The following is a 23,636-nucleotide window of genomic DNA, read 5'->3' as shown; positions in this document are numbered from 1 at the left end:
CTCATAGGGAAACTTTAGCAGTAAAACATGTCCTGCAACTTGTTACGGCATAGCTTTGAGCGAGTGAGTCGATTTCACCAAATAAAACTATGCATATAACAATAACTTGAGAGAGACTAACTCTCCCCATAAAACAATAATTATGGACAGCTAACTAGGACAAATAAAATGAAAAAGACTTTAATTGCGCTTTCTGTATCTGCAGCAGCTATGGCAACGGGTGTTAACGCAGTGGAACTTTACAACCAAGACGGCACTTCTCTAGAGATGGGTGGTCGTGCTGAAGCTCGTCTATCGATGAAAGATGGCGATGCAGCAGACAAATCTCGTATCCGTCTAAACCTTCTTGGTACTCAAGCAATCAATGACAACCTATACGGCGTTGGTTTCTGGGAAGGTGAATTTACCACCCAAAACGATCAAAACGTGGACACTCGTTACGCATACGCTGGTCTTGGTGGCGCATTCGGTGAAATAACTTACGGTAAAAACGATGGTGCACTAGGCGTTATCACTGACTTCACTGATATCATGGCTTACGCAGGCAACACTGCGGCTGACAAACTAGCAGTGGCTGACCGTACCGACAACATGCTGTCTTACAAAGGTCAATTCGAGAACCTAGCAGTTAAAGCAAGCTACCGTTTTGCTGACCGTGAAGTAAACCCAGCGGGCACTGAATACACAGACAACGGTAAAGACGGTTACTCTCTATCTGCGATCTACACGCTAGGCGACACTGGTCTTGACCTAGGTGCTGGTTACGCAGATCAAGCTGACGCTAACGAATACATGCTTGCTGCATCTTACACTATGGGCGACCTATACTTCGCAGGTGTATTCACTGACGGTAAAAAAGCTAAGAAAAATGGCGACTACACAGGTTACGAACTGGCGGGTGCTTACGCTCTAGGTCAAACGGTATTCACATCTACATACAACAATGCAGAAACCAACAACGAAACGTCTGCAAACAACTTAGCAATTGACGCATCTTACTTCTTCAAGCCTAACTTCCGTGGTTACGTATCGTACAATTTCAACCTAATCGACTCTGGCGATAAACTAGGTAAAGTTGGTGGTAACACAACTGCATCTAAGGTTGATGCTGAAGACGAGCTAGCACTAGGTCTACGTTACGACTTCTAATCCAACCTTGTGATTTGAAGATAAAATGCCCGCATCTTGCGGGCATTTTTATATCCAGAATTCTTATGCTTTTCAGTATATACTCATTGCACAACCAACCTTATCAGTATTCAGTATTCACTATGCATTTACGTTGGCTTCTCACTGCCCTATTTTATTTCGTGCCACTTACCCTACAGGCCTACCCTCATCAAGAGATCTTGCCGGCAGGCTCTCGTGTGAGTTTGATTGCTGAAAAGCTTAATGGTCAAAGTAGAATCAACGGCATTCAAACTAATAGCGAACTTTTTCCGCCAGCGAGTACACTGAAAGTTGTCACAGCGTTAGCTGCTAAGCTAGAGCTTGGAGACCAATTTACCTTTCGTACCACACTCAAAGCATCAAACTCCGATGCTGTAATCACATTCTCCGGAGATCCTACCCTTAGCACACAAGATCTAAAAACACTGTTATTGCAGGCAAAACAAAATGGTCTAACACGTATAAATGGGGATCTATGGCTAGATAACAGTGCTTTTACTGGCTACGACCGCGCGGTTGGATGGCCGTGGGATATTTTAGGCGTTTGCTACAGTGCGCCCGCCTCTGCGATCACACTCAATGAAAACTGCGTTCAAGCATCCATTTACACTCAGAAAAATGGATCCACTCGCGTCTATGTTCCTGAACATCAACCAATAAAGGTTAAAACCAGCGTAAAGACAGTGTCTAAAAGCGTCCAAAAGAGCCGTCATTGTGATTTGGGACTCATGGCACATTCAGACAACCAATACGAGCTAACAGGCTGCTTAGTCGACCGAGGGGACAAACCGCTTCCTCTCAAATTTGCCGTACAAAACCCGGAACAATACACCGTTCAAAACCTAAAGACGCTCCTAACGCAAGTGGGTATTGATTTAAAAGGGTCAATTCACATCGGGACAGCACCTAAGATATCACGCAAATTCTTTGCTCAACACAAATCAGAACCGTTACCTAAGCTACTAGAAGAGATGCTCAAGCGTTCCGATAACTTAATCGCCGATACGTTAACCAAAACACTCGGCGCAACCTTCTTTGTTCAGCCTGGTAGCTTTACTAATGGTACAGAAGCGATCAAGCAAATCATTTTTTCCAAAACTGGCGTGGATATCCGTAATGCGCGCTTAGAGGATGGCTCTGGACTATCAAGAAATAATCGACTTTCAGCGACAAGTATGGCCGATATTCTTCGTTATATTTGGAAGCAGGATCATCAACTTAACTTAATTGCTATCATGCCAAGATCTGGCGAGTCTGGAACTCTTCAATACCGTCAAAGCATGCGTAAAGCCCCAATTAAAGGTCAATTGATTGCGAAAAGTGGCTCACTGTACGGAACCTATAATATGGCTGGGTACGGTCTAGATAAAAATGGTAAGCCGAACACTTTATTTGTCCAATTCGTGTCGGACTATTTCCCAGACAAAAGGGACGATAACAAACCTGTCGTCGCCCCTATTACGCGTTTTGAAAAACTGTTTTACCAAGATATTGTGAGTTTTAGTCAGGCAATGCCTAAGAAGTAATTCACCACCGTAAAGTAGATCCACATTCCTGAGATATCTACGATTGACGCCAAAACTGGACTCACCAATACGGCTGGGTCCAGCTTGCAAGCGCGCGCTATAATAGGAAGTAACCCACCCAGCGTCGTAGAAATGGTCACCTGAATAAACAGCGCAACCGCAATAGCCAACGCGATATCTTCAAGCGCAAAACCGCCTGTTGATTGGCCGCTACTAAACAGCATGATTCGCCCTACCATCACAATGCTGATAGCAAACGCAATAAATAGGGCTACGCGGCTTTCTTTCCAAAGCACCTCTAACCACTGACGCTTCTTTAACTCTCCCGTAGCGAGAGCACGAATCACCAAGGTCGCTGCCTGTGTTCCCGTATTACCACCCGCAGCCGCAATCACTGGCATATAAACGGCCAATAAAACCAGCTGACTGAGCGTGTCTTCGTATTGCGCAATGATCAATCCCGACACAATACCTAACAGTGCCAATGCAATGATCCAACCAATACGCTGCCTCACATGCCCTATCACACTGGTAGAAAGGTAACCTTCCGGTGTATCCACTTCCGACATGTGCAAACCTAATTGGTGTGCGTAATGTCGAGCGCGTTTGTCATGTCCCGCTTGCTCCAGTTGAGCAATAAGGCCGTTCACGTAACCTACAGAGCAGTGCTGCAAAATACCCACCGCCTCATCAATCGGCATAATGGTCAGCAAATGCAGTTGTTGTTCTTGCTCGTACTTTAAAAATGCATTACGTGCGGCACCAATTTCTACTTGAGAAAAGTTGGGTGTAGTTTCAATAAAAGTGTTGTTCATTACCGTCATGGCGAATCTCCCGATTGGCATTGGTAACGACCATCGACAACGCACGTAAAAAGCCATCAACACACTCGCCTCTACCTTTAGAAACTTAGGCGTGAGAAAACATCAACGCAATCGCATTGTCTATTCAGAATTTATGAAGGAAATAACCAGAAGAAAAATTAGAAAAGATGCCTCACCACTTAGGTAAGGCGGAGATCGCCAATACCGAAGCGGGTTATTTCGCTCCCTTAATCTTACTCACCCAATAACTGGGAGGATGGTCGGTATTGTTCATGTAAATCTCCAATAATGTTGCCCGTCTAGCAACGCGCGTATAGTAGCAAAGTTAATCAACTTATACAGTTAATCTGATCTGTTTTAAGCAAATTTTCATACAAAAAAAGCGCCCAATGGGCGCTTTCATTTTGAACAGTTATTGATTACTTAATAGTAATACGTGCGAACTTACGTTTACCTACTTGGAATACGTAAGTACCTGCTTCAGGAGCAAACTTCGCATCTGCCACTTTCTCGCCTTCCATCTTCGCTGCGCCTTGCTTAACCATGCGCATTGCTTCTGAAGTGGATGCACATAGACCCGCTTCTTTTAGTAGATTGGCTACTGGTGTACCTACTTCGAAGTCAAACTCTGGCATTTCGTCAGGGATCTGGTTCTTCGCGAAGCGGTTAACGAACTCTTGCTCTGCTGCATCTGCATCTGCCTCACTGTGGAAGCGAGCGATGATCTCTTTCGCTAGCAGTACTTTGATATCGCGTGGGTTCTTGCCTGCTTCTACATCCGCTTTAAACTGTGCAATTTCTTCCAGAGGACGGAAAGACAGCAGCTCGTAGTAGCTCCACATTAGATCGTCAGAGATAGACATGATCTTACCAAACATTTCGCTTGGTGCTTCGCTGATACCAATGTAGTTACCAGAAGATTTAGACATCTTCTTCTCACCGTCTAGGCCAACAAGAAGAGGCATCATTAGTACTACTTGTGGTTTTTGACCATGGGATTTTTGCAGTTCACGACCCATTAGCAGGTTAAACTTCTGGTCAGTACCACCAAGCTCAACATCCGTTTCCATTGCTACAGAGTCCCAACCTTGCAGTAGTGGGTACATGAACTCGTGAATAGCAATTGGCTGACCGCCAGTGTAACGCTTTTTAAAGTCATCACGTTCTAGCATACGAGCAACCGTTTGGTTTGCAGCCAGGCGAATCATGCCTTCAGCGCCAAGCTCAGATAGCCATTCAGAGTTGAACTGAATTTTAGTCTTAGCTGGATCTAGGATTTTAAACACTTGCTCTTTGTACGTTTCAGCATTACGCAGAACATCTTCGCGACTTAGCGGTGGACGGGTTGTGTTCTTACCTGTTGGGTCACCAACCATTGCAGTGAAGTCACCGATTAGGAACGTCACTTCATGACCTAGTTCTTGGAACAAGCGAAGCTTATTGAAAATAACCGTATGGCCTAGGTGAATGTCAGGTGCTGTTGGATCGGCACCTAACTTAATACGTAGCGGACGGCCTTCTTTTAGTTTTGCGATCAGTTCTTCTTCTGGAATCAGCTCTTCAACACCGCGCTTAATCTCGGCTAGTGCAGCTTCAATGCTCGCCATTCTTGTTCACTCCCACAGATTTGGCAAAATATAATAGCTGCACATCTTACTTGAATAGCGATGCATTTTGAAACACGTTAGACTAGGTAGTTGTCAATTTTTACGTTTAATTTATCAGTCAAGTAACTCATGCATTCGATTTTTGCCCGACTTCCACTCTTACACAAAGTTCTGATCGGCCTTTTTAGTGCTCTTATCATCTTTGCACTTTTCTTTTTGCCCGATCCACGAGAGCTCGAGCCGCAACAAAGCCGACTCCAGGTCGGCCAATATTACTCGGTTCCACTTTCTTTAGAATCTCCCGAGCAAAGTTCTTCTAACCTACCTGCGGTTTTACGCTGGGAAACCTACCGAGTTAGTAATGGGGAAAGTGCGGCGGTTCTCTTCGATCGGGTGGGGATCTCTCCTCGCCTTCTGCATGAATTGATTACTCAAGATAAAGAGATTGAACAGCAGCTAACGCGCCTTCAACCCGGGGACACGCTGCATTTTGGTTTTGATGAAAATAATGACTTCGTTCAGCTCAAACGTACATTAAGTGCTTTTGAAACTTTTCGTATAAAACTTAAAGACGGTGAATACGTTTCAGAAGTCGATAAGAAAGAAGTCAACTACCAATACAACTACGCAGAAGCAACCATTGAGTCTAACTTTTGGAATGCCGGGATAAGTTCAGGTTTAAATGCGAACCAAATCATGGAACTGGCTGGCATTTTTGGTTGGGATATCGACTTCGCTTTAGACATTCGCAAAAATGACACCTTTCGGGTGTTGTATCAAGAAGAAGTCGTTGAAGGTGAAGTCATTGGTCGTGGAAAGATCATTGCTGCTGTGTTTAAAAACCAAGGTGACACATTCACGGCAATCTTAGATGAGAAAAGTGGTAAGTACTACGATGAGAATGGCCGAGCAATGAAGAAGGCCTTCTTGCGCGCACCATTAGACTTCCGTCGTGTCACGTCTAACTTCAACCCAACCAGACGCCACCCTGTAACAGGTAAAGTTCGCGCTCACCGTGGTACAGATTATGCGGCACCAGTCGGTACGCCCATTTGGGCAGCGGGTGATGGTATTGTACAAAAATCGGCGTACAACAAGTTCAACGGTAACTACGTGTTTATAAAACACAGTAATACCTACATCACTAAGTACCTGCATTTAACCAAACGTACAGTGAAAACGGGGCAGCGAGTAAAACAAGGTCAAACTATAGGTACATTAGGCGGTACAGGACGCGTAACAGGGCCTCACTTACATTACGAGTTCCTGGTAAATGGTGTACATAAAAATGCTAGAACAGTTAAATTACCGCAGTCAAAATCGCTGACAGGCAAAGCGAAACAAACGTTCATGGCAAACGCCAAAATCAGCATGATAAAACTGGATCGTTACAGCAAATTGCTCGCAATGAAATAACCGTCCCACAAACAAAAACTAAGAGGCAGCCTAAGCTGCCTCTTTTGTTTCTACTTGAGGTTCATCAATATTGTGCTCACGGCCTAGCATCAATAAACAAGGTGTCAAAACCAACGTTAGTACCGTGGCAAACGCCAAGCCACCAGCAACGGCACTCGCCAATTGAGACCACCACTGCGTACTTGGTGCACCAAACTCAACTTTTTGATTAATTAAGTCGATGTTCATTTCTAGTACCATAGGTAACAATCCCAAAATCGTGGTTACCGTGGTCAGTAATACAGGGCGTAAACGTTGTACTCCAGTACGCAAAATCGCGTCTTTCTTATCTAAACCACGCCTGCGCATTTGATTATACGTATCGATCAATACGATATTGTTATTAACCACAATACCAGCTAATGCGATGACCCCTATCCCCGACATAATGATGCCAAAGGGTTTTTGTAACACAAGTAATCCAGCAAACACACCAACCGTAGAAAATAACACGGCACTCAGAATCAAAAAGGCTTGGTAATAACTATTAAATTGCGTAATCAAGATGAGCGCCATAACACCTAGTGCAATCAAGAACGCCGTTTGTAGAAATGCGGAAGAGTTCTCCTGCTCTTCATTTTGACCACGAATCTTAAACTCGATACCATCAGGTAAATCAAGTTTTTGTATTTCCTCACTAATTCTAGGTAGCTCTAGCGCTAAGTTATAACCCTCGACCATATCCGCTTTAATATTGATGACCCTGCGACCGTCCACTCGTCGGATTGAGTCTTGTTTATGATCAGGAAGAATCTGTGCAAAATTAGTGATAGGCACAAGGCCCGCTGCCGTTTTGACTCGGAGCTGATCAAAGCGACCAATATCGCGCTTATCTTGAGGGTAGCGAACTAAAATATCGACCTCTTCATCGGCATCATCAGGCAAGTAATCCCCGATCTTAAGCCCGTTAGTCACAAACTGTACTGTGTTACCGACAAGCGTGGCATCGGCGCCAAATCGAGAAGCATCGTCTCGACGGATATCAATCTGCCAATCAATACCCTCTTTATTGGTGGTGTCACTTAAATTAGTAAGTGCTGGGTTCGTATCAGCCCAATGCCGCACCAATTTAGCGGCGCTATCTAACATTCCAAGACTTGCATTTTGAGCCGACATTTCAATAACAAGATCATGCTCCACAGGCGGACCAGCATCTGGAAACTTGTATTCTAGCTCCACACCAGAAAAGCGATTGGTCACCTGCTTTAAGTCTTCGATAATAACTTTCACTTGACGACGGTATTGCCAATCGACAGGGGTTATTTGAATTTGCCCAATTTCATCACCACTGCTCGATTCAGATCCCGTGCGAGTATAAACACTTTCAAACTCATCATGTCCGAGCATCACGTGTTCTATTTCACGCATGACCGCATCTTTCTCATTAATAGAAAGGTCGCCATAGGATCGTACTTTAACCGTAAAGAATGCAGGATCGACTTCAGGAAAAAATTCCACCCCTAGCCCCGCCTTGCTGTAGGTATAGCTCACCCCTGATGCAAGCAATATAGCGCTTAACAACACTTTGAGTGGGTGTCGTAAGGCGATAGAAAGCGTCAAATAATAAAGTTTTGTGATACCTGTTGCCTTGTCAAACTCACCATTATGTAAGTCCAGCATCTCTTGTTTTCGCTGCTCATTGACAACTTGTGGTTTTCCTATAAGCCCCCCAATAACAGGAACAAACAGAAGTGCCATCATCAACGAAGCACTTAATGTTGCTATCAACGTCAGCGGTAAGTATTTCATGAACTCACCGGTAATATCGGGCCAAAACAATAATGGAGCAAATGCTGCCAGCGTCGTTGCTGTCGACGCAGTAATCGGCCAAGCCATGCGCTTTGCCGCATCACGATACGCTTGCTTTCTTTGCACGCCCTCTTGCATTCTCCTGTCTGCAAACTCCGTCACGACAATGGCACCATCCACCAGCATGCCCACCGCCATGATCAATGCGAACAGCACGACAATATTGATCGTCAACCCAAAAACAGACAGAACAAAAAGACCGGTTAAGAAAGAACCCGGTATCGAGATACCAACCAATAGTGCGGTTCGAACCCCTAAAATAGCAATGATAACGATAACCACGAGAATGATGGCCGAAAGAATGTTATTTTGCAGATCACTCAACATCAACTTCACATCATCGGACTGATCCCAAGTGTATTTGACTTGTAGATTATTAGGCCACTCTGACCGCTTTTGCGCCTCAGCGATGACCAACTTAACCAAATCAACCGTATCAATGATGTTCTCTCCCGCGCGCTTTTTTACATCCAATACAATTGCCGGTTCACCATCTAAACGAGCAAAACTTTCAGGGTCACGAAATGCTCGACGTACGCTTGCCACATCACCAAAAGTGATCACTTCTTTGCCATTAACCTTGATCGGCAGCTCTAACACATCTTTAAGAGAGTCAAATACCGAAGGAACCTTGACCGAAAATCGCCCATAACCAGTATCGACAAACCCCGCAGCAACCACGCGGTTATTCAATGCAATTAAGTTGTAAATATCCGCTTGATCTAATCCGTAACTTTCCATCAATAAAGGATCGACTACGATCTCAACAATGTCTTCTCGATCCCCCGCAATATCGACTTCAAGTACTTGGCGGTAGCTTTCTAGTTTGTCACGTAGTGCTCGCGCGATTTGTACGGTCGTTCGTTCAGGGACACTCCCATATAGAACCACAGTAAGCACTGGCTCTTCGGAAGCAAACGTCACTTCATTCACCGTTGGCTCATCGCTGTCGGCTGGTAATCTTGGCTTAGCCAAATCCACCGCATCACGAACATCAGCCATCGCTTCGGCTAAATTCACCCCAACACTGAACTCTAACGTGACCGAGGCATGCCCTTCTGATGCTACCGAAGTCATCTCTTTTACCCCTTCAATCGAACGCAGTTCCTGCTCAATTGGACGGACAAGTAATCGTTCGGCATCCGTCGGTGAAATGCCTTGATGACCCACCGACACATAAATAATGGGAATCGTGATATCCGGGCTCGACTCTTTAGGGATCGTAATATAGGTAATGACACCAGCAATAAGGATCATCATTAACAACGTCAACATGGTACGTGCGCGAGATAAGGCTGCATCAATTAAAGCGAACATGTTGCCCCCTACTGCCTAGTTGTGGAATCACTCACGTCACCCACTTTGGTTGCTGTGACCAAATCACCATCACGGGCAAAGCCTTGGCCTAGAACAATAATGTCGACTTGTTCACCTAAACCCGATAGCCAAACACCATCGCTTTCCGCTTTGACTAATTGGATCGGGATAAAACGCACATGCTGGTCACGTAATGTTTTTATCCCCAAATTTCCTTGCTCATCTAACGCTAACATGGCAGCAGTCACCTTAATCGCTGACACTTCACTTAGCGCTAGGGTGACTTCTGCACTGATCCCCGCAGGCATGGCGTTTTCAGTGTTATCAATTTCTATTTCAATTGGAAATGTATTGGTGGAAGTGGAAGAGACACGACCAATATAGCGAATGAAGCCCTGATGATGGCGGTTATCAATCGTACGAATGTCCGCTTGCTGGCCTTCTTTGAGGTATTGAATATGACGCTCACTGACATCTGCTTCAATAAGCAATTTTTTTAAGTCGATAACCGTTGCGATTGGGTCACCAACACCGACAAAATCCCCTAGTTCAACAAAGCGGTGATCCAAGATGCCATCAAAAGGCGCTTTAACTTCCGTATTTTTGAGCGCGGTCTCAACATTACTAAGATTAGCCCGTGCATCAACTAAAGCCGCCTGGGCTGTGGCAAAGGCGACCTCACCTTGTAAGCCGCGATTTTTCAACGACTGCGCCGCTTTAAATTCTTTCTCTTTGACACTCAACATTGCTTTGGCACGTTGACGTTGAATATCAAGATCACGCTTATCTATATTAGCAATCACTTGCCCTTGCTGAACGGCTTGTCCTTTTTCTACGTTAAGTCGTATGATTTTTCCCGCGACCTCTGCACCTAAACGAGCTTGCCGATTTGGTGCAGTACGGCCATATAACTCAATTGTTTTACTGGTTGGTTGTGCAATAAAGGTATCGAACATCACCTTAGCTACAGGCGTTTTTTTAGCAAGAGTATGATCAGAAGGGTGGGCCTCATCACCCTGCGCGTTGAGTTGCCCCATTGCGAGCCACGCAGCAAGCACAATGATAAGAGTAAGAGAGACCAGCCACGGGCGTCCGACGATATGTCGTCTAAAGGAAACTCCAGACATTCAAAATCCTTTTAATTATTCTTCACTGCAAAGTAGTGTTTACGTGTCTTCCTGCTACGCAAAAAAACAGGCAGCCAACTGGCTGCCTGATGTCGTGTTAATCACACGCTGAATGATGCCCCACAACCACAAGTTGTTGTTGCATTCGGGTTATTGACGAAGAAGCGTGCTCCTTCCAAACCTTCAGTGTAATCAACCACGCCACCGATTAGGTATTGCAGGCTCATAGGGTCGACAACCAGTGTTACACCACTGTTCTCAATTGTTGTGTCACCTTCATTTACGTTTTCATCAAAAGTAAAGCCGTATTGAAACCCACTACAGCCACCACCAGTAATGTATACGCGCAATTTCAATGCTGGGTTTTCTTCTTCTGCAATCAGCGCCTTAACGCGAGATGCTGCTGCATCAGAAAAAGATAATGGTACGTTTACTTCGCTCACGAAGACCTCTCTCACTCGTGTCATGCGTCAAGCCTTAAGCGAGACGTCAAATTCGTATTAATTAGAGTGATTATCCAATACCTGACCAACTCGTTCAAGTATTCACCGACGATTCTTTGTATCAGAGCAAGTTTACACTGCCTATGCCCACATAAATTGCGCAAAATGTTTCTAACTTGAGATTAGCTAGGTACAATTCGCACCTCTTGGTCCGAGCAATCAAAAGAGGATAATCCCATGACCAAATCATCAGAGCTGTATCAAAAAGCTCAGCAAACCATTCCTGGCGGTGTGAATTCACCAGTTCGTGCATTCAACGGTGTTGGCGGTTCTCCACTATTTATCGAACGAGCGGACGGTGCCCTGATTTTTGATGCCGATGGTAAAGCGTACATTGATTACGTCGGCTCTTGGGGTCCAATGATTCTTGGTCACAACCACGCGGTTATCCGTGAATCTGTGATCAATGCTGCGCAGCGCGGTCTCAGCTTCGGTGCACCAACCGAGATGGAAATCGCAATGGCAGAACTGGTTTCTGAACTCGTACCATCAATGGAGCAACTTCGTATGGTTAGCTCCGGTACTGAAGCAACCATGAGTGCAATTCGCCTTGCTCGCGGCTTCACAGGCCGTGACAAAATCATGAAATTTGAAGGCTGCTACCATGGTCATGCAGACAGCTTGCTAGTTAAAGCAGGTTCTGGTGCACTGACGCTTGGTCAACCAAGCTCTCCAGGTGTACCAGCAGACTTTGCTAAACACACCCTAACCGCAACATTCAACGACTTAAACTCCGTACGTGAGCTGTTCGCGGCAAACAAAGGTGAGATAGCATGTATCATCGTTGAGCCAGTAGCAGGCAACATGAACTGTATTCCACCTGTAGAAGGCTTCCATGAAGGTCTACGTGAAATCTGTGATCAAGAAGGCGCACTACTGATTTTTGATGAAGTCATGACCGGTTTCCGCGTGGCACTGGGCGGTGCTCAAGCGTACTACAACATCAAACCAGATCTAACGACGCTAGGTAAAGTTATCGGTGGTGGTATGCCTGTGGGCGCTTTCGGCGGCCGTAAAGACGTAATGCAATACATTGCCCCAACAGGCCCTGTTTACCAAGCCGGGACATTGTCTGGTAACCCAGTGGCAATGGCAGCAGGTTTTGCATGTTTGAACTTGCTAAAAGAAGAAGGCAATGAAAAACGCCTAGCGGCGAAAACAAAGCAACTTGCAAATGGCTTCAAAACACTTGCAGACAAGCACGGCGTTCCTCTTGTCGTAAACCAGGTAGGCGGTATGTTTGGTTTCTTCTTTACCGAACAAGAAAGCGTAACTTGTTATGAAGACGTGACTAAGTGTGATGTTGAACGTTTCAAGCGTTTCTTTCACCTAATGCTAGAGCACGGTGTATACCTTGCACCATCAGCATTTGAAGCAAGCTTTACTTCTCTTGCTCATGGCTCTAAAGAAATCGACGCAACACTTGAAGCGGCTGACCGCTGTTTCGCGATCCTTGCTAGCGAAGCAAAATAATCGATTCTTCTCGACTTAAAAAGGGCCGTCTCGGTCCTTTTTTGTTCCCTATCGACTTACCGCCAATTTAGAACGACTAAGATGGCTAACACTCCGACAACAATAGCAAACCAAGGCACACGCCTCGATTTCTTCTCGCTTTGGCATTTCTTATCGTTGTTACAGCACCCCATTTTTCCATCTCTTGATTGATAACCACCTGATTAATGGCCATTATAACTAGGCCCAATGTGTACTCCAATTCTGGCATGTCATAACATTGAAAGAATTAAGGATATACAGAAATATACATATGATGGAGTTGTCTAAGACTGGAAATAGTATAACTCATCCGAAAATTGGATTAATCTCATGCCAAATAACGTAAAAATCACCTCGAGTCATCGCGTTCTCGTTGTCGCTTTACTTGCCGCAGCTTTTGCTTGCTACCTACTGGTTGAGCCATATATCAACTCAATCGTAATGGCGTTTATCATTTCACTGCTCATGTTCCCGCTGCATGAATGGTTCGAGAGTAAACTACCAAAATATAGAAACATGACCTCATTACTCTCTTGTGTGGTTCTTACCTTTATCATCGTCATTCCATTATTGTTTGTGTTTGCGGCCATCATTCAGCAAGGCTCAGTCTTCTCACAAAACACCTACAAATGGGTTTCCAATGGTGGCATTCAAGAAGTTTTCCAGCACCCATGGGTAGTCAAAGGGTTAGCCGTCGTCAACGAGTACTTACCTTTCGACAAAATTGAGCCTCAATCAATCGCAGAAAAAATAGGCCAATTTGCCACATCTTTAGGCTCCAACCTTGTGACCATCAGTGCCAAAATCTTAGGTGATGCGACCAACTTCTTGATGGATTTCTTCTTGATGTTGTTCGTACTGTTCTTCTTATTGCGTGATCACGACAAAATCATTTCAGCGATTCGTCACATTCTGCCACTGTCTCGTAGTCAAGAAGATAGAATTTTGACCGAGATCGAACAAGTCTCTAAGTCCGCCGTAATGGGCTCCTTCTTAACCGCTATCGCACAAGGTATTGCAGGTGGTGTTGGTATGTGGCTAGCGGGTTTCCCTGGCTTATTCTGGGGCACTATGATGGGCTTTGCATCCTTCATTCCGGTTGTCGGCACTGCATTAATTTGGATTCCAGCAGCGGCCTATCTATTCCTTACTGGTGATACGACTTGGGCCGTATTCTTGACAGCGTGGAGTGTGGTGGTTGTCGGGTCAATTGACAACCTACTGCGTCCACTGCTAATGCAAGGCAGCGCAGGTATGAATACGTTAATGATTTTCTTTTCACTGTTAGGTGGTATACATCTATTTGGCTTGATTGGTCTGATATACGGTCCATTAATCTTTGCCGTCACCATGGTGTTGTTTAATATCTATGAAGAGGAGTTTAAAGACTTCCTCAACCAGCAAGACAACACGTAACGTTAACTACTTCAAGCTTGGACCAGATTATGCGAAAATCTGGTCCAAATTATTTCTGATGAATCAAATTTATGTCTGCTTATATCGCTCCAAGCCAAATAGCACAGCGCCAGTTAGAGTATTTCAACGGAAAACACGTGCTCGTCGCGGGTGAAGTTGAAGACTTGTTTCCACTAGAATTAGTGGATCACTGTGAGTCTGTAGAAGTGTTTACTTCTAACTACAGCTATTACCGTCAAATTCGCAATTCTGACAAAATCAAAAGCCATTTTGGTTCAGAGTTTGACGTACAAACTCAGGCAAATATGATTTTGCTGTATTGGCCTAAAGCAAAAGCAGAAGCAGAATATCTATTGGCAATGCTGATGGCCAAGTTGGGAGTAAACACTGAGATCGTCGTAGTTGGTGAAAACCGCTCTGGTGTAAAAAGCATCGAGAAGATGTTCAAAGAGTATGGCCCTGTAAACAAATATGATTCAGCACGCCGCTGTTCGTTCTACTGGGGCACTTGCCTTAACGAACCAAAACCTTTCAATCAAGCCGATTGGTTTAAGTCTTATACCGTCACACTCGGTGAGCAATCACTGACAGTTAAGAGCCTTCCTGGCGTATTCAGTCATGGTGAATTTGATTTAGGCAGTCATTTGCTGCTTGAAACCCTGCCTAAGTTGTCTGGCAAAGTTCTCGACTTTGGTTGCGGCGCGGGCGTACTAGGGGCATTTATGGCGAAAGCAAATCCAGACATTGCGATTGAAATGTGTGACATCAACGCCTATGCGATCACATCAAGCCAAGCCACACTAGAAGCTAACGGATTAACGGGGCGTGTATTTGCGTCAGACATTTATTCAGATGCTTCAAATGACTATCGTTTTATCATCAGTAATCCACCATTCCATAGCGGTCTCGACACAAATTACAGCGCGGCGGAAACGCTATTAGGTCAAGCTCCTCGTTATATGACTCATGATGGTGAAATGCTCATTGTTGCGAACAACTTCTTAAAATACCCACCAATTATTGAACAAGCATTCAATAATTGCGAGACACTAAATAAGACCACCAAGTTCTCTATCTACTACGCTAAAAAATCGTAAGCTCTTGCTGCGCAGGCGAAATCCTGCGCAAGCTTTGCCTAAAATACATCAAATTCAGCGAAAAACTGCGTCTTTCACCACGCTTTACACTCAACTTTCTTGTCAAAGAAAAAAAACTCGTTAATTTTGTTAATTCTATTGCGTCTAACGCCTTATCCGTTTTTAACGAGAACCTCGGCAAGCCCCAATCATTGGTCGCTGCCCTTTTATGAGTTGTAATCTTATTCATGTTTAAATTCTACAAAAAGCAGAAATTTAAGCGCCTGCAAAGCACACTGATGGCCGCATTTTTGGTTCTCAGCATCACCCCTCTTACGATCATTGCGATTTTCTTCCTGCAATCTCACAGTAAAGATCTTGAAGAGCAAAGTACGTCACACCTACTGTCAGTTCGCGACACCAAGCAACAACAGATCATCGATTATTTTGCTGCTCAGGAAACTGAAGTGATGGGCTTTGTTCGTTCAGAATTAGCGTACGCAAGTGGGGGGCGGTTTTATGGTTTAGTTAATGCGTTCAGCCGGCTAGGCCAAGATCTTGAGACAGCAAGAGAAAATGCACAGCAACGCTACATCAGAGGCAGTGGCGATCAAATCAAGACATCGATTTTGCCGGAGTCTTCTGACTACGTAGGCAGTGAGCGTTACCGCTTGCTGCATAAACGCTACCACTGGGCATACCTCGAACTGTTAAAACGCTCAGACTTTAACGATATCTTGTTGGTCGATATCGACGGTAACGTCACCTACTCGATCAATAAAGACGAAAACTACGGCACCAACCTATTAACAGGTCGCTACAAAGAAACAGCATTAGGCAGAACATTCAAACATTTATCCGAAGATGTCTCCGCTCGTCGTAAGATAAACGAAGACTATACCCCGGTTATTATTTCTGATTTCGAGTCAGAAGGGGGAAAACAGGTTGCGTGGCTAGGGGCACCAATTGTTCAACAAGGCTACTTGCACAGCTACGCCATGTTCCGCTTGCCAAACAATGGTATCACCAAGTTAGTTGCCGAGATTAACCAAGATACATCCATAGATACACTATTGGTTGGCAGTAACCACCAACCTCGCACGATGAACACGAAACAAGGTGACATCGAAAATAGCTTAGAAGTGGTCGATAAGGCGCTTGCCGGTGAAACCAGAGTTGGTACATACAGTAACGGACTTGGTGAAGAGTTCATCGCGGCTTTTGCTCCGATTGAGACGCATGGCACAACTTGGGCACTTGTCGTCCAATTGCCTGAAAAAGAAGCCTTTTCTCGCGTCCATCAACTCGAAAAGATATTTGTTATTGCGATGCTCATTGCGATTATTCTCGTTGTGATTGCTTCGCATTACCTATCGAACTTCATCACGTCGCCACTACTAAAATTAACCTGGGCGGCCGAAAAAGTTTCTGCTGGTGACCTAGACGAAACCACATTCAACACAACACGAAAAGATGAGATAGGCCGCTTAGCAATTAGCTTCGCACGTATGCAACGCTCCATTCGTGAGAAAATCCAAACGATTAAGCAGCAAAATGAAGAGCTGGAAAGCAATATCAAGCTGATTCAAAAGCAAAACGAAGAACTGCAGCTTGCTGATAAGCTTAAAGATGAATTCTTGGCGACCACTTCCCATGAGTTACGCACACCACTGCATGGCATGGTTGGAATCGCGGAAACACTAGTCTCTGGTGCAAACGGGGCCATCCCTGCAAGTCAGAAATACCAACTGGACATCATCATCAAGAGTGGTCAGCGATTGGCGAACTTAGTTGACGATTTATTGGACTATCACAAGATGCGCTACGGCAGCATGGATATTCATAAATCGGCGGTGAGTCTCGCCAGTGCTACGCGGCTTGTACTTGAACTCTCCGGACACTTGTTGGGCAATAAGACCATTCGTATCATTAATCAAGTACCCGTTGATTTGAAAGCCGTCTCCGCCGACCCACAGCGCTTAGAGCAAGTTCTGTACAACTTGATTGGCAATGCGATCAAGTACACCTCAGAAGGTAAGATCGTTATTTCTGCTACAGTGGTGGACGAACAAGTACGCGTGCAGGTAGTAGATACCGGTCAAGGCATTCCTGCTGAGCAACTAGAGCACATCTTTGAGCCACTGATTCAAGCTGGACAAGATTCAAGCCGCTACCGTCAAGGCGCTGGGCTTGGACTCTCTATCAGCCGACAATTGATCGAGCTAATGGGAGGATCACTCTACGTCAGCAGCCAGCCAATGGTGGGGACAACGTTTAGTTTCACCTTACCATTAGCAAGCGAAGAAGAGATTCAAGCAAGCCAAACCCTAGCCGCTAGAGGTCACTTCCAAATTCCAGATCTCAATATGGAAAGCAACGACGACCTATCTCTACCAGAGAACCCTAATGGCCCGCTGTTGTACGTGGCCGATGATGAACCGGTAAACTTACGTGTATTAGAAAGCTTCCTACGTTTAGAGGGCTACCGAGTACGTACCATCTCTGACGGTCCAGATACCCTTGCGTTAATTAAGAAAGAAAAACCAGAGCTTCTTCTTCTCGATATCATGATGCCAGGAATGAGTGGTTACCAAGTGTGTAGTGAACTTCGTAATACTTACGATCACGCAGAGCTACCCATCATTATGCTTACCGCATTAAACCAAACGGAAGATCGCGTTCGAGGGTTTGAATCCGGAGCAAATGACTACCTGTCGAAGCCTTTTAATAAACAAGAGCTCGCCGCGCGCATTCAAGCGCATTTAACCGCAAGTAAAGCGGAGATGCGTCATGTAGAAAATAAACTGCTTGAATCAGAGCTCCGCCAACGAGCACAAGTAGAAGCGAGTCTTTTAGAAACGCAAGGTCGGTTACTAGAACAACTTGAGTCTGCGCCAGAAGCCATTATTTGTTTACGAGAAGATCAACGTATTCGGTTTGCTAACGAGGCGGCGTGTAAACTATTTAAGCGTAGCTTAGAGCAGCTCAAGCGTTCTTCGGCCGACGAACTTATTGCCCCGAAATTTCTCACCGTGGACCAACCACACTACTGCGGAAAAATTGATATCTATATCGAGGACATCCGTCAAAACATTGAAGCGGACATTCTCAAGCTACCTGAAGGTTCTGGTTTGGATGTAATGTACATTTTTAACGTTGGTGGTGGTGCAAATGCGGCGCGTATTCATAACCTAGAAACGGCGGTAGAAGTACTCTCAAGCTACGCATTTGATGGTGATAAGGACCAACTGCAGAAACTAAAAGAGCTTGGTGGAGAGTTTACTCGCCTTGCAGATAAGGCTCTGGGCAATAAAAAGGATAAACAAGATTTAATGCGTGAAGTGTTAGTCGATGTGATGACCCATGCGCTAGAGTACTGGGAGTCCGTCACTGGAGAGAGCAAGTTTGCCTTTGCCGAGCAAAGTGGCTTATGGCGCGTCTATCTTGACCGCAGTACGCTTCAAACTCGAACCTTAGATAAATACATGCGTATTGAGACACTGCCTAAAACACCTCGCTGGAGAACCGTTCTCAGCTCAATTGAGTTTATTCTCGAGCACTGTAAAGAGCAGAGTCCAGATCGCTCCCATATTGAAGCACAGCGCGATAAGTTACAGCGGCTTCTCACTAGCTAAAGTAAAAAATGAAAGCTCACATCGCCCCGCCTATTTAGCGGGGCTTTTTATTACACTGAAAAGCCATGGTCTAAAAATGACCCAATGCAGAATCAACATCCTCACGACGACTATTCCTCTATCCCCAACAGCAGAACTAGATTGATAGGTAAGCACTCGACAATGGTTTTTAGTATCGCTTTTATAGCAAAGCTAAAGGCAAAAACCTGGATCAACTGGAATGCCTATATGCTCAATAAAAACCGCAAAAAAACACTTCATTTCCAACGTAAAACAAGCACAATAAGCGCCTAAAATTTGCTGGCAAAATGTACCTTTTTTTACTGGCAACGTAGATTTTGATGAACAATTGATAAAGATTGCGAACTCAATCACAACAGAACGGCAGATTAAATTTTAGCTGAATAATTAACGGAATTTTAACGTGTGAGCTAGATCGACAAAGGATTAAAACGAATAAAAACCACACAAAAATAAAGACCCACCGCGTTAGCAAGCACTAACACAATACATTTTCTTTAAATGTAAGTTGCGATGCACATCAATGTTAAAACATGAAACAAATGCGGATTAAAAATAAACAAAATGACGTTTATGACGTAGTTAGGGGTTCTTTTAACGTTTTTAACGGGAAACGGGTTTGCTTATTTTGTAGATACGGTGTTTTCTTGTCCTGACTAAGGCCTACAGGCCACTCTAGCAGCTACTCATATGCAAGGTGTAGTGAAGAGGTAGGCCTTGAAGAGTGTTTACCAATTGATAACATTCAATTCCATTAGTGAAACAAAAAGCAAATAGTAAGGAACAGCTATGCTTGCCAATATTAAAAAAACAGCACTAGCAACAGCAATTATTGCAACCGCTACGACAGGTTTTGCATCAGTAGCAACTGCAGCTGAACGCAGTGAACTAACTATCCACCCTAAAGAGTTTACAACTTTTGTTCGTAACTTTAACCCATACTTAGGTGCAACTAACCTGCACACAACGACGGACTTTATTTACGAGCCACTCGTTGTTTTCAACGAAATGCACGGTAACACGCCTGTATTCCGTTTAGCAGAAAACTTCAAAATGTCTGATGACCTAATGAGCGTAACTTTCGATATTCGTAAGGGCGTGAAATGGTCTGACGGCGAGAAATTTGATGCTGATGACGTTATTTACTCTTTCAACCTAGTTAAAGAGAAACCAGAACTAGACCAATCTGGTATCAACACTTGGGTTTCTGGCGTAGAAAAACTTAACGATTACCAAGTGAAGTTCCGCCTAAAAGAAGCGAACTCAAACGTTCCTTACGAAATTGCTCGTGTACCAGTCGTACCACAGCACGTATGGAGCAAAGTGAAAGATCCAGCAACGTTCACCAACGAAAACCCAGTAGGTACTGGTCCTTTCACGGTGATCGATACGTTCACTCCTCAACTATACATTCAGTGTGAAAACCCGAACTACTGGGATGCTGCTAACCTTGACGTTGACTGTCTACGTGTACCTCAAATTGCAAACAACGACCAATTCCTAGGTAAAGTTGTAAACGGTGAAATGGACTGGACTTCTTCATTCGTTCCAGACATCGACCGTACTTACGCAGCAGCGAGCCCTAAACATCACTACTGGTACCCGCCAGCAGGTACTCAAGCGTTCGTTGTGAACTTCAAAAACCCAGATGCCGCTAAGAACGAAGCGCTAACTAACGTAGACTTCCGCCGCGCATTCTCTATGGCGCTTGATCGTCAAACCATCATTGATATCGCATTCTACGGCGGCGGTACTGTGAACGACTTCGCATCTGGCCTTGGCTACGCATTCGAAGCTTGGTCTGACGAAAAAACACACAACAAGTACAAAGACTACAACAGCTACAACGTTGAAGGCGCTAAGAAACTGTTAGCGAAAGCTGGCTTCAAAGATGTAAACAAAGACGGTTTCGTTGATACACCATCTGGTAAGTCTTTCGAGCTTCTTATTCAATCGCCAAACGGTTGGACTGACTTCAACAACACGGTACAGCTAGCGGTTGAACAGTTGGGTGAGGTTGGCATCAAAGCACGTGCTCGTACTCCAGACTTCTCTGTGTACAACCAAGCGATGCTTGAAGGTACTTACGATGTTGCGTACACCAACTACTTCCACGGTGCAGACCCATACACATACTGGAACAGTGCTTACAACTCAGCACTACAGTCAGGTGAAGGCATGCCACGTTTCGCGATGCACTACTACAAGAACGATAAGCTAGATGGTCTACTTAACAGCTTCTACAAGACTGCTGATAAGCAAGAGCAGCTAGAAATCGCTCACGGTATCCAGCAAATCATCGCGGCTGACCAAGTAACGATCCCTGTGCTATCTGGTGCTTACATGTACCAATACAACACAACTCGCTTTACTGGTTGGTGGAACGAAGAAAATCCTAAGGGCCGTCCAAACATTTGGGCTGGTATCCCAGAGCGTCTATTACACGTACTGGACCTAAAACCAGTTAAGTAAGTAGAAGTTCATGTCTCGCGGCACACATTCCGTGTGCCGCCTATAAACCCCTTGTTACGAAAGTAAATTATGGCGCTCGTCGTCAGGGGTTTTTTCGCTCTAAATTTCGCTAGGAGCGACCTGAAACCAGCAACAGGAAAAAAATCTGGGTGAGTAAGGTGTGAGTTATGGGTTATTTTTTAAGACGTTTGTCGTTCTATCTTGTCGCGCTCTTAGTTGCAGCGACGTTAAACTTTATTATTCCGCGAGCAATGCCTGGTGACCCAGTTACCATGATGTTTGCTAATGCATCAGTACAGGTAACGCCGGAACGAATCGCAGCAATGAAAGAGCTGTTAGGCTTTGTCGAAGGCGGTTGGATCGCACAATATTTTGCATACATTAAAAACATTCTAAGCTGGGAGCTTGGCACTTCTATCCAATTTTACCCACTTTCAGTGAACACGCTATTAGGTAACGCATTCGGTTGGTCACTATTCCTTGCCGGTACTGCAGTTGTACTTTCATTCTCGATTGCTTCCATTCTAGGTATCTTTGCAGCATGGAAACGAGGCAGCAAATACGATGCATTCGTTACGCCTGGCACGCTCATTATCCAAGCGATTCCGCAAATGGTTATCGCGATGCTAGCGCTATTTATCTTTGCTATCGGTCTTAAATGGTTCCCATCTGGTTACGCTTACACACCCGGTTTAGTACCTGATTGGACAAGCTGGGAATTCCTGAAGAACGTTGGTTACCATGCTGTGTTACCTCTGTTCTGTGCAACCATCGTTCAAGTTGGCGGCTTCTTGGTAAACATGCGTAACAACATGATCAACCTGTTGGCTGAAGACTACATTACAATGGCAAAAGGTAAGGGTCTGAGTGAGAACCGCGTGGTATTTAACTACGCTGCTCGTAACGCATTACTTCCTAGTGTTACCGCGCTTTCAATGTCTCTCGGCATGGCCATTGGCGGTCAACTCATCATCGAGATGATCTTTAACTACCCTGGTCTAGGCACTGTTCTTCTAAATGCAATTCATGCACGTGACTACCAGGTACTTCAAGGTCAGTTAATTATCATGACCATGTTCATGCTGTGCTTCAACCTAATGGCTGACATGCTGTATATGATTCTCGACCCTCGCCTACGTAAGGGAGGCAAATAATCATGAAAGAACTATTTAAACTAATTCTAAGTAATGCATTCGCCCGTATTGGCTTAGCTATCATCAGTCTGTTTATTTTTGTTGCGGTTGCCGCACCAATGATCACCAAACATGCACCCGATAAGCGCACTGGTAACCCCCACGAATACCCAAGTTTCGTGGTAAAACAAGCACAAAACAACCCTGACGGCTGGGTTGCTACAAACCTAGCCGATGACCGTCGCACACTGGTTATGTCTAAGAAAGCCGATCACGTACTAGGCACTTCTCGTATGGGTCGTGACATTTGGTCTCAACTGGCTTACGGCGCTCGTGTATCTTTAGGTGTTGGTTTTGGTGCCGGTATCATTGTTTGTTTCCTAGCAACCGTCATCGGTATTTCTGCAGGTTACTTCGGCGGACGTGTCGATGACGTTCTTAGTGCCGCAATGAACATCATGCTGGTTATCCCACAATATCCACTGTTGTTTGTACTCGCAGCCTTTATTGGTGAGGCGGGACCATTAACGATTGCATTAATCATTGCCGGAACTTCTTGGGCATGGGGTGCGCGTGTTGTCCGCTCACAAACCATGGCCCTACGTGAAAAAGAATTTGTTAAAGCCGCAGAAGTGTTAGGTGAATCTTCATTCCGCATCATCTTCGTTGAGATTCTACCTAACTTAGTTCCAATTGTAGGCGCTAGCTTCATCGGTTCAGTCATGCTTGCCATCAACACTGAAGCGGTTATCTCGTTCTTAGGTCTAGGTGATGCAAATACGATCAGTTGGGGCATTATGCTCTACAACGTTCAAACCTCTTCCGCAATGCTTATAGGCGCATGGTGGGAAGTGTTAGCTCCATGTTTAGCCCTAACCTTGTTAGTGACAGGGCTTGCTTTACTTAACTTTGCAGTTGATGAAATTGCTAACCCACAGCTTCGCTCTCATAAAGGCATGAAGCGTTGGAAGAAAATGGCAAAGCAAGACAAGAAAGAACGTGAGCCAGAATTGGCACCACAAAATGCACTATGGAGCGGAGATAAATAATC

General features: G+C 44.8%; 15 protein-coding genes. 10 read left to right on the top strand and 5 right to left on the bottom strand.

The window, feature by feature from the left end; all coding sequences use genetic code 11:
* Positions 1 to 168 precede the first annotated feature (168 nt).
* Positions 169 to 1,149 carry a porin gene (locus AK965_RS12230; protein WP_099079884.1) on the top strand — a complete coding sequence of 327 codons (981 nt, stop codon included), beginning with the start codon at positions 169 to 171 and terminating at the stop codon, positions 1,147 to 1,149.
* Positions 1,150 to 1,271: 122 nt separating this feature from the next.
* Complete coding sequence (dacB, locus tag AK965_RS12225) at positions 1,272 to 2,696, top strand: serine-type D-Ala-D-Ala carboxypeptidase (RefSeq protein WP_099079883.1); 1,425 nt, start codon at positions 1,272 to 1,274, stop codon at positions 2,694 to 2,696.
* On the opposite strand, the gene AK965_RS12220 is transcribed toward dacB, so the two are convergent.
* A complete protein-coding gene (locus tag AK965_RS12220) occupies positions 2,675 to 3,520 on the bottom strand; it encodes a magnesium transporter (RefSeq protein WP_172438138.1) in 846 nt (281 codons plus the stop codon). The two genes, dacB and AK965_RS12220, sit on opposite strands and share 22 nt — an antisense overlap.
* Before the next feature lie 419 nt (positions 3,521 to 3,939).
* Positions 3,940 to 5,127 (bottom strand): tyrosine--tRNA ligase, encoded by a 1,188-nt coding sequence (gene tyrS / locus AK965_RS12215; protein ID WP_099079881.1) that lies wholly within the window; start codon positions 5,125 to 5,127, stop codon positions 3,940 to 3,942.
* Between the two features lie 129 nt (positions 5,128 to 5,256).
* Between tyrS and AK965_RS12210 the strand changes: the two genes are divergently transcribed.
* The gene (locus AK965_RS12210) at positions 5,257 to 6,543 is read left to right on the top strand and encodes a peptidoglycan DD-metalloendopeptidase family protein (protein ID WP_099079880.1); all 1,287 of its coding nucleotides are present in this window, start codon (positions 5,257 to 5,259) and stop codon (positions 6,541 to 6,543) included.
* 30 nt (positions 6,544 to 6,573) lie between these two features.
* Here AK965_RS12210 and AK965_RS12205 read toward each other — a convergent pair whose 3' ends face one another.
* From AK965_RS12205 to erpA, 3 genes are all read right to left on the bottom strand, one after another.
* A complete protein-coding gene (locus tag AK965_RS12205) occupies positions 6,574 to 9,708 on the bottom strand; it encodes an efflux RND transporter permease subunit (RefSeq protein ID WP_099079879.1) in 3,135 nt (1,044 codons plus the stop codon).
* Between the two features lie 8 nt (positions 9,709 to 9,716).
* A complete protein-coding gene (locus tag AK965_RS12200) occupies positions 9,717 to 10,835 on the bottom strand; it encodes an efflux RND transporter periplasmic adaptor subunit (protein ID WP_099079878.1) in 1,119 nt (372 codons plus the stop codon).
* Between the two features lie 101 nt (positions 10,836 to 10,936).
* Positions 10,937 to 11,278, bottom strand: a complete 342-nt coding sequence (erpA, locus tag AK965_RS12195; RefSeq protein WP_099079905.1) for an iron-sulfur cluster insertion protein ErpA — start codon at positions 11,276 to 11,278, stop codon at positions 10,937 to 10,939.
* 237 nt (positions 11,279 to 11,515) lie between these two features.
* On the opposite strand from erpA, the gene hemL reads away from it, so the two are divergent.
* The 7 genes from hemL (at position 11,516) to AK965_RS12155 (ending at position 23,634) form a co-directional block, all read left to right on the top strand.
* Positions 11,516 to 12,811 carry a glutamate-1-semialdehyde 2,1-aminomutase gene (gene hemL / locus AK965_RS12190; RefSeq protein ID WP_099079877.1) on the top strand — a complete coding sequence of 432 codons (1,296 nt, stop codon included), beginning with the start codon at positions 11,516 to 11,518 and terminating at the stop codon, positions 12,809 to 12,811.
* Between the two features lie 351 nt (positions 12,812 to 13,162).
* Complete coding sequence (locus tag AK965_RS12185) at positions 13,163 to 14,248, top strand: AI-2E family transporter (protein WP_099079876.1); 1,086 nt, start codon at positions 13,163 to 13,165, stop codon at positions 14,246 to 14,248.
* Positions 14,249 to 14,319: 71 nt separating this feature from the next.
* Complete coding sequence (rsmC, locus tag AK965_RS12180; RefSeq protein WP_099079875.1) at positions 14,320 to 15,345, top strand: 16S rRNA (guanine(1207)-N(2))-methyltransferase RsmC; 1,026 nt, start codon at positions 14,320 to 14,322, stop codon at positions 15,343 to 15,345.
* A 227-nt stretch (positions 15,346 to 15,572) separates the two neighbouring features.
* On the top strand, positions 15,573 to 18,959 hold the full coding sequence (locus AK965_RS12170) for an ATP-binding protein (protein ID WP_099079874.1): 3,387 nt from the start codon (positions 15,573 to 15,575) through the stop codon (positions 18,957 to 18,959).
* 810 nt (positions 18,960 to 19,769) lie between these two features.
* On the top strand, positions 19,770 to 21,452 hold the full coding sequence (locus tag AK965_RS12165; RefSeq protein WP_099079873.1) for an ABC transporter substrate-binding protein: 1,683 nt from the start codon (positions 19,770 to 19,772) through the stop codon (positions 21,450 to 21,452).
* Between the two features lie 167 nt (positions 21,453 to 21,619).
* Positions 21,620 to 22,606: an ABC transporter permease gene (locus AK965_RS12160; protein ID WP_099079872.1), complete on the top strand. Its 987-nt coding sequence runs from the start codon at positions 21,620 to 21,622 to the stop codon at positions 22,604 to 22,606.
* Between the two features lie 2 nt (positions 22,607 to 22,608).
* Positions 22,609 to 23,634, top strand: coding sequence for an ABC transporter permease (locus AK965_RS12155; RefSeq protein ID WP_099079871.1), 1,026 nt, complete (start codon positions 22,609 to 22,611; stop codon positions 23,632 to 23,634).
* Positions 23,635 to 23,636 lie beyond the last annotated feature (2 nt).

It is taken from the genome of Vibrio sp. PID17_43, from assembly GCF_002608565.1.
In the GTDB taxonomy this organism is placed as follows: Bacteria; Pseudomonadota; Gammaproteobacteria; order Enterobacterales; family Vibrionaceae; genus Vibrio.
Note: the sequence above shows the minus strand (reverse complement) of the source record. Positions and strands in the feature narration are given on the sequence as shown.